The sequence below is a fragment of the Bacteroidota bacterium genome (genome assembly GCA_038746285.1).
Lineage (GTDB): Bacteria > Bacteroidota > Rhodothermia > Rhodothermales > JANQRZ01 > JANQRZ01.
The window spans coordinates 1-7,224 of record JBCDKT010000092.1; the positions used below are offsets into that span (position 1 = coordinate 1).

The 7,224-nt window shown below is 71.2% G+C and carries 6 protein-coding genes; 5 read left to right on the forward strand and 1 reads right to left on the reverse strand.

Features of this window, described 5'->3' with window-relative positions; genetic code table 11:
• Positions 1-193 precede the first annotated feature (193 nt).
• The gene (locus AAGI91_17240) at positions 194-964 is read right to left on the reverse strand and encodes an RNA methyltransferase (protein MEM1044356.1); all 771 of its coding nucleotides are present in this window, start codon (positions 962-964) and stop codon (positions 194-196) included.
• A gap of 359 nt (positions 965-1,323) precedes the next feature.
• Here AAGI91_17240 and AAGI91_17245 point away from each other — a divergent pair, with 359 nt between their 5' ends.
• The 5 genes from AAGI91_17245 to AAGI91_17265 all read left to right on the forward strand — a co-directional run.
• The gene (locus AAGI91_17245) at positions 1,324-2,631 is read left to right on the forward strand and encodes a Glu/Leu/Phe/Val dehydrogenase (protein ID MEM1044357.1); all 1,308 of its coding nucleotides are present in this window, start codon (positions 1,324-1,326) and stop codon (positions 2,629-2,631) included.
• A gap of 210 nt (positions 2,632-2,841) precedes the next feature.
• Positions 2,842-4,557, forward strand: a complete 1,716-nt coding sequence (locus tag AAGI91_17250) for an Ig-like domain-containing protein (protein MEM1044358.1) — start codon at positions 2,842-2,844, stop codon at positions 4,555-4,557.
• A gap of 11 nt (positions 4,558-4,568) precedes the next feature.
• Positions 4,569-6,143 (forward strand): NAD(P)H-hydrate dehydratase, encoded by a 1,575-nt coding sequence (locus AAGI91_17255; GenBank protein ID MEM1044359.1) that lies wholly within the window; start codon positions 4,569-4,571, stop codon positions 6,141-6,143.
• A 142-nt stretch (positions 6,144-6,285) separates the two neighbouring features.
• Positions 6,286-6,630, forward strand: coding sequence for a VanZ family protein (locus AAGI91_17260; protein ID MEM1044360.1), 345 nt, complete (start codon positions 6,286-6,288; stop codon positions 6,628-6,630).
• A gap of 62 nt (positions 6,631-6,692) precedes the next feature.
• On the forward strand, positions 6,693-7,224 hold a 532-nt coding region (locus tag AAGI91_17265; protein MEM1044361.1), incomplete at its 3' end, for a TonB family protein.

Here is a 7,224-nt window from a genome sequence, read left to right on the forward strand (position 1 = left end):
GGGACGAGCGGAAGCGGGGACGAGCGGAAGCGGGGACGAGCGGAAGCGGGGACGAGCGGAAGCGGGGACGAGCGGAAGCGGGGACGAGCGGAAGCGGGGACGAGCGGAAGCGGGGACGAGCGGAAGCGGGGAGGATTGACTCGGCGGTGCATCCTGAACTCTTCCGCTCTTCCGATCCTTCGCTCTTCCACTCCTACCCCCCCAGCCACCGGTGCAGGAGCACGCCAGCGGCGACAGCGACGTTGAGCGACTCGGTACCGCGCGGCCCCGCGCCCTGCCGTCCGCCGATGCGCACCTTCGTGTCGAGGAGCGCTCGCACGTCCTCGGACAGCCCGTGCGCCTCGCTGCCGAGCACGAGCACGGACTCGCGCGGCGGCGACCAGCCGCGCGCCGGCGCGCCCGCGAGGTCGGCCCCGGCAAGCCGCAGGCCTGACTCCTTCAAGCGGGCGAGGTCGGCCGCGAGATCGTCGGTGGACACCACGGCGAGGTCCCACAGGCCGCCCATCGACGAGCGGACCGCTTTGGGACCGAACGGGTCGGCGGTGCCCGGACCGGCGAGGACGGCGTCGGCCCCGAACCACGCGGCCGTGCGCAGGATCGCCCCGACGTTGCCGGGGTCCTGCACGCCGTCGAGCGCGACGACGGCTCCGCGCGCCGGCAGCGCCGCGCGCTCGATGCGAGCGACCGCGACAACGCCCTGCGTCGTGCTCGTGTCGGCCAGCCGGTCGAGGTCGCGCACCGGGAGCGTGTGGACGGGCACGCCGGCCCGCTCGGCCAGGGCGACCGTGCGCGGATCAGTGCGGGCCTCGTCCGTCACCAGGAGCTCGACGAGCGGAGCGCCCGCCTCGGCGGCTGCCTCGACCGAGCGCACCCCCTCGACGAGGTGCCACCCGAGCCGGTCGCGGTGCCGGCGGCGGCGGAGCGAGGCGAGGTCTTTCAGATGACGACGCGAGGGAGTGGACACGGGGCCGTGGGGTCGGGCATGGTTTCTGTTGACGGCGGTATTCCTCTTGTGCCACACTCCGGGTCCGGCCGATCCGTTCCAAATTGACCTGTTTTACCCGGCGTTTACGGTTCATTCTGAGACCCCGCCTCGCCTGGGTGTCGCATCCTCTGAGCGCTCGGCCGGCGGTCTGACGCATGACCACTGGAAGCGCTTCCGAAGATTCCGCATCGCTTCACGCTCACGTTCCTCCCACCGGCAGTGCCCGAGCTATCTTTCGGCCTGCCGCTTCCGACCTCCTCATGCACTCCGACGGAATAAACGGCAACGGCAGACACGGCAACGGCACGTTCACGGCCCAACTTTCGATCAAGTCCCCCATGCCTTTCCAACGCGACGTATACCGCCGGGCGGTGTACCAGGAGCCTGCCCCGCTCGACCACTCGGACAACCCCTTCCAGGAGATGATGGAGCGCTTCGCCGAGGCCGCCGAGATCATCGAGCTCGACGCAGGCGTCTTCACCTACTTGTCCCGTCCCGCCCGCGTCCACATCACGAGCGTGCCGGTGGCGATGGACGACGGCAGCCTCCAGGTGTTCGAGGGCTACCGGGTGATCCACAACGAGGTCCTCGGGCCCTCGAAGGGCGGCGTCCGCTTCGCGCCCGACGTGAACCTGGACGAGGTCAAGGCGCTCGCGGCGTGGATGACGTGGAAGTGCGCCGTCGTCGGCGTCCCGTTCGGCGGGGCGAAGGGCGGCATCCGCTGCAACCCGGCCGAGATGAGCCCGGGCGAACTCGAGCGCCTCACGCGGCGCTACACGGCGAACCTGATGGACGTCTTCGGCCCGGACAAGGACATCCCGGCTCCGGACATGAACACCAACGAGCAGATCATGGCGTGGCTGCTCGACACCTACTCGATGCACGTCCGCCGCACCGAGACGGCCGTCGTGACCGGCAAGCCGCTGGCGCTCGGCGGCTCGCTCGGGCGCAAGGAAGCCACCGGCCGGGGCGTGATGACGACGACGCTTGCTGCGATGGAGCGCCTCGGAATGCGCCCGGCCGAGAGCACCGTCGCCGTGCAGGGCTTCGGCAACGTCGGCTCGATCGCCGCGCAACTCCTCCGCGAGCAGGGCTGCACGATCGTCGCCGTCTCGGACGTCTCCGGCGGCTACTACAACGCGAGCGGCATCGACCTCCAAGCCGCGATGGCCTACGCCGCCGAGCACGGCCGCTCCCTCGCCGGCTTCGACGGGGCCGAGGAGATCTCGAACGAGGACCTGCTCGAACTCGACGTGGACGTCCTCGCGCCGTGCGCGAAGGAGAACCAGATCACTGAGCACAACGCGGCCAACATCAAGGCCCGCATCATCGCCGAAGGAGCCAACGGCCCGACCACGACCGAGGCCGACAAAATCCTCAAGGAGCACGACGTACTCGTGATCCCGGACATCCTGGCCAACGCGGGCGGCGTCTCGGTCTCGTACTTCGAGTGGGTCCAGAACCGGCACGGCTACTTCTGGAGCATGGAGCGCGTCAACCGCCGGCTGGACCGGATGATGCGCGAAGGCTTCGACAAGGTCTACGACGCGGGCGAGAAGCACGACACCCCGCTGCGCATCGCCGCCTACATCATCGCTATCGAGAAGGTAGCCGGTGCGCTCAAGCTGCGCGGCATTTATGCGTGACGCGTGACCCGCGATGCGTGAGGGTGCCTGCCCTCCCTCATCTGCTCTTCCCCGAAGCCGCACCGATGCAACCGGTGCGGCTTCTCTGTTGTAACCCCCGGCATGTGGACCTCCGCCCAGCGCACGCAGACTGCTAAGCCCCGACAGGGCGAGGCCCGCCTCGTCCCTGCAAGCGCTCGCGAGGCGAGGTGGGAGCGACCAGGGCGAGGCATGCCTCGCCCCTACGGGGCCGAAGCGGAGCGCAGGGGCCGAGACGGCTTGGACGTTCCTGTCTGCTTCACTCTACTTCTGCTCTTCCTCTCCCCCGCTCTTCCGCTCTTCCTCACCGCCTGCGCCACACCGATCGCGCCGCGCGGCGGAACGCCGGACCGGACGCCGCCCCGTCTCGAAGCGAGCGACCCCGTGGCCGACACCGTCAACGTCCGCGCCGACCGCCTGACGCTGACGTTCTCCGAGGCCGTCGACGAGGGCTCGGTCGTGCGCGCGTTCGGGATCGTGCCGGAGTGGGAGACCGCGCCGGAGATCATCGTGCGCGGGCGCCGGGTGGAGGTGCGCTTCCCGGACTCGCTCCGGGCGAACACGACGTACGTGGTGACGCTCGACACAAACCTGCGCGACCTCCGCAACGTCGCGCTCGCCCAGCCCATCACGCTCGCCTTCGCCACGGGCCCGGAGCTGGACCGGGGCGAGATCACCGGGCGCGTGCTCGATCCCCGACTCGGGACGGCGGTCGCGGGGGTCGACGTCTTTGCCTACGCGCTCGCCGACTCGCTGGCCGTGCCGGACTCGCTCCCCGACCCGCGCCAGGCCGCCCCGGACTACCGGACGCAGACCGATGAGGGTGGACAGTTCACGCTGGGCTACCTGCGCGACGCGCCGTTCTTCGTCGTCGCCGTGGCCGACGCGGGCCGGAACCGCCGGGCCGACGCGGGCGAGGATTTCGCCGTCCCGTACAAGCCCGTCACGATGGTGTCGGCCGACAGCCTCGCGGCCGAACTCCGCCTCTTCCGCACGCGCCTCGACACGATCCCGCCCGCCCCGCTCCGCGTCCGCACCCGGAGCAACCGCCGCTTCGCCGTCCGGTTCGACGAGTCGGTCGTGCTGCGCGACCGCGACCCGGCGGCGTGGTCTCTCGCCGACACGACCAGCGGCCGCCCGGCCGCCGTGCAGAGCGTCTACGCCGACGATGACCCGCAGCAACTCGTGCTCCTGACCGGGCCGCTCGCCGCCACGGGTCACCGGATCAGCCTCGCGCGTCCCAGCGCTGTCGCCGACTCGTCGGGCAACGCGGCCACGGCCGAGGCGCTCACTTTCACGCCGAGCCTGGAGCCGGACACACTCCAGACCCGCTTTCTCGGCTTTCTCCCCGACGCCGACCCTTTGGCAGGCTCAGGGCAGGCGCTCGGCGCGCTCGACACGGTCGCCGTCCGCTTTAACGCTCCGCCCGACTCGGCCACGCTGCGCCGCGTCTCCGTCGCCGACACGCTCGGCGCTGCCGTGCCCTTTGCGCTCGCCACCCGCGACGGCCTGCGCTACCGGATCGGGGCCGACACCGACCAGCCGTTCCGCGTCACCGTTCCGCAGCCCGACTCGGCCTACGTCCGCACCTTCGTCCCACTCCCCGATGACGAGCGCGGCGAACTGTCAGGGGTCGTCGTGTCCGGCGAGAGACCGATTATCGTGGAAGCGTTTAGCGGGGCTGCACGGTACACGGCGGAGGCCGACCAGGCGGGTACGTTTCTGCTGAACGGCTTGCCCGAGGGCGAGGTGCAGCTCCGCGTGTTCGCAGACCGCAACGGGAACGGACGGTGGGATGGCGGGCGGCTCGCACCCTACGCCCCACCCGAGCCCCTCCGCCTCATCCCCATCCCGCAGCGCGTGCGCCCCCGGTGGGACACGGTCGTCGATACGCTCACGCTTGAATAGCCTGCTGCGCCATGCCAGCCCACCTCGACCTCTTCGAGCCCGTCCTCTCCACCGAGGCGATGCGCGCGGCCGACCGCCAGACGATGGAGGCGTTCGGCATACCGGGCTTTGCGCTGATGGAGACCGCCGGGCGCGGCGCGGTGGACCGCATCGAGGCCGCTTTCGGGGCGATGGCCGGGCGGCGCGTGCTCGTCCTCGCAGGCAAAGGCAACAACGGCGGCGACGGTTTCGTCGTAGCCCGCGTGCTCGCCGCGCGCGGCGCGCACGTCCGCGTGGTGACGACGGCGACCAAGGACAATGCGACGGAAGACACGGCGCGCAACCTCGCGCTCTTCCGCACGCTCGCCGAGCACAGCGACCACCTCGCGCTCGATGCCTTCGAGCATACCGACTACCTCACGGTCTCGCCTCCGCCCGACTTGGTCGTCGACGCGCTCCTGGGCATCGGGGTGACGGGGCTGCTCCGGCCCCCGGTCGACGCGCTGGCTCGGTGGGCGAACGCGCACGAGGCACCCATCGTCGCGCTCGACGTGCCGACCGGGCTGGACAGCGATACGGGCGTCGCGCAGGGCGGCACCATCCGCGCTGACCTGACGGTGACGATGGCGGCGCCCAAGGCTGGCCTGCTGTTCAACGACGGGCCGGCGCACGCGGGCCGGGTCGAGGTGGTGGACATCGGCATTCCGCCGCATCTGATGCGGCACGCGCTCGCGATGCCCGGCAGTGCGCGCCGCACCACCGACCGTGCGGTGCGGGCGCTGCTGCCCGAGCGCGCACCCGACGCGCACAAGTACACCGCCGGGCGCGTGCTCGTCGTGGCCGGGTCGCGGGCGTTTCCCGGGGCCGCCGTCATGGCCTCGCACGCGGCAGCCCGCGTGGGGGCTGGCGCGGCGGTCTGCTGCACGGCGGCGAGCGCTCGCCCGCTCCTGAGCGCGCACCTGACCGAAGTGATGACCGTCGGCCTCCCCGAGACCGATACCGGCGCGCTCGCTCCCGAGGCCCTCGACGCACTCGTGCAGCAGGCCGAGCGAGCCGACACGGTGCTGATCGGCTGCGGGCTGGGCACCCACCCGGCGACGCAGCAGCTCGTCCGCGACCTCCTGCCGTGCCTCCGGTGCCCTGCCGTCATCGACGCCGACGGCCTGAACGCACTCGCGGGCCACACCGACCTGCTCACCGGCCTCGCCCTGCCGCCGGTGCTGACGCCGCACACAGGCGAGCTCCAGCGGCTCGTCGGGACTGACGACCTCGACACAACGGACCGGATCGCGCTCGCCGCCGACTGGGCCGAGCGGTGGCAGGCCGTGCTCGTCGTCAAGGGCTTGCCGAGCGTCGTCGGGACGCCGGGGGGGCCAACGTTCGTGGCAGGCGCAGGCGGTCCGGCGCTCGCCACGGCAGGGACGGGCGACGTGCTCGCTGGGATGACCGCGGGCCTGCTCGCCCAGGGCCTCGACCCGGCCGAGGCGGCCGTCTGCGCGCTCCACCTCGGCGGTCGAGCCGCCGAGCGCTACACTGCCACCCGGCGCTCCAACACGCTCCTCGCCACCGACCTGCTGGCCGAGTTGCCGCACCTGTTTGCCGGGTGACGTACGACGGCGGAGTGCCGACGCCCACCCAGGGCGTAGCGCCGCTACGCCCCTACAGGCTTGGCGCAGAGCGCGACGGTCTGGTTAGCTTCGCGGCCCACCGTCTCACCGTCCTCTGTCCACCGCCCCACCGTCCTCTGTCTTGAAAGTCCTTTCGGTTGGCTGGGCGCTCGTGATCCTCGCCCTCTGCTCTGTCCCTGGCCCGAGCCTGCCCGACGCTGAGATACTCAGCTTCGACAAGGTGGGGCACTTCGGGATGTTCTTTATCGGAGTGCTGCTGTGGCTGTGGACGTGGCCGCACCACACGGGCTGGGTGCTGGCGGCGGGCATCGCGTTCAGCGCCGGCACCGAGGTCTACCAGGGCCTCGTGCCGTTCCTCGGCCGCAGCCCTGACGTGTTCGACGTGGTGGCCGACGTGGCCGGTCTGCTGGCCGGGTTCGGGGGGATGGTCTGGGTCCAGGCGCGGGGCCACGCAGCACTCGGATGAGCAACGATTCCGGCACGTCGGTGTCTGGACAGTCGAAACCTGCTCACCAACTCCGCGCCTCGATGTCCGAACGCACCGCGTTTCGCCGCCGCTACCCGCTCCTGCTCCAGGTCAGCCTGCTGCTCGCCCTCGCCCTCGGCGTGACCGCCTTTTCCGTCCCGCTGCGCTTCGGCGAGGACGTGGCGACGGTCGTCGCCGAGGACGAGTTCGTTCCAGCCATCGAGATCGAAGCGACCGAGCACCGTCCCGACCCGCCGCCGCCGCCGAAGCCGCCCGCGCCGGTCGAGGTGCCGGACGCGGACCTCGTGGACGACCTGCCGCTCGACATCGACCTGAAGGATATCTACGCCGATCCGCCTGCCCTCCCCCCACCGCCGCAGCCACCCGTGATGGACGACGAGTACAGGGACGAGCCCGACGACGTCTTTCCCATCGTCGAGCAGCAACCGGAGCTGATCGGCGGGCTGGAGGGCTTGCAGTCGCGCATCCAGTACCCCGAACTCGCCCGCCGCGCCGGCATCGAGGGGACGGTCTTCGTGCAGTTCGTCGTCGACGAGCAGGGCAACGTCAACGACCCGGTGTGCGTGCGCGACC

Excerpts from the sequence above, each read along its gene's own strand:
- AAGI91_17245 (MEM1044357.1), top strand. The coding sequence starts at position 1,324 with ATGCCTTTCCAACGCGACGTATACCGCCGGGCGGTGTACCAGGAGCCT.
- AAGI91_17250 (MEM1044358.1), top strand. The coding sequence starts at position 2,842 with ATGCCTCGCCCCTACGGGGCCGAAGCGGAGCGCAGGGGCCGAGACGGC.
- AAGI91_17255 (MEM1044359.1), top strand. The coding sequence starts at position 4,569 with ATGCCAGCCCACCTCGACCTCTTCGAGCCCGTCCTCTCCACCGAGGCG.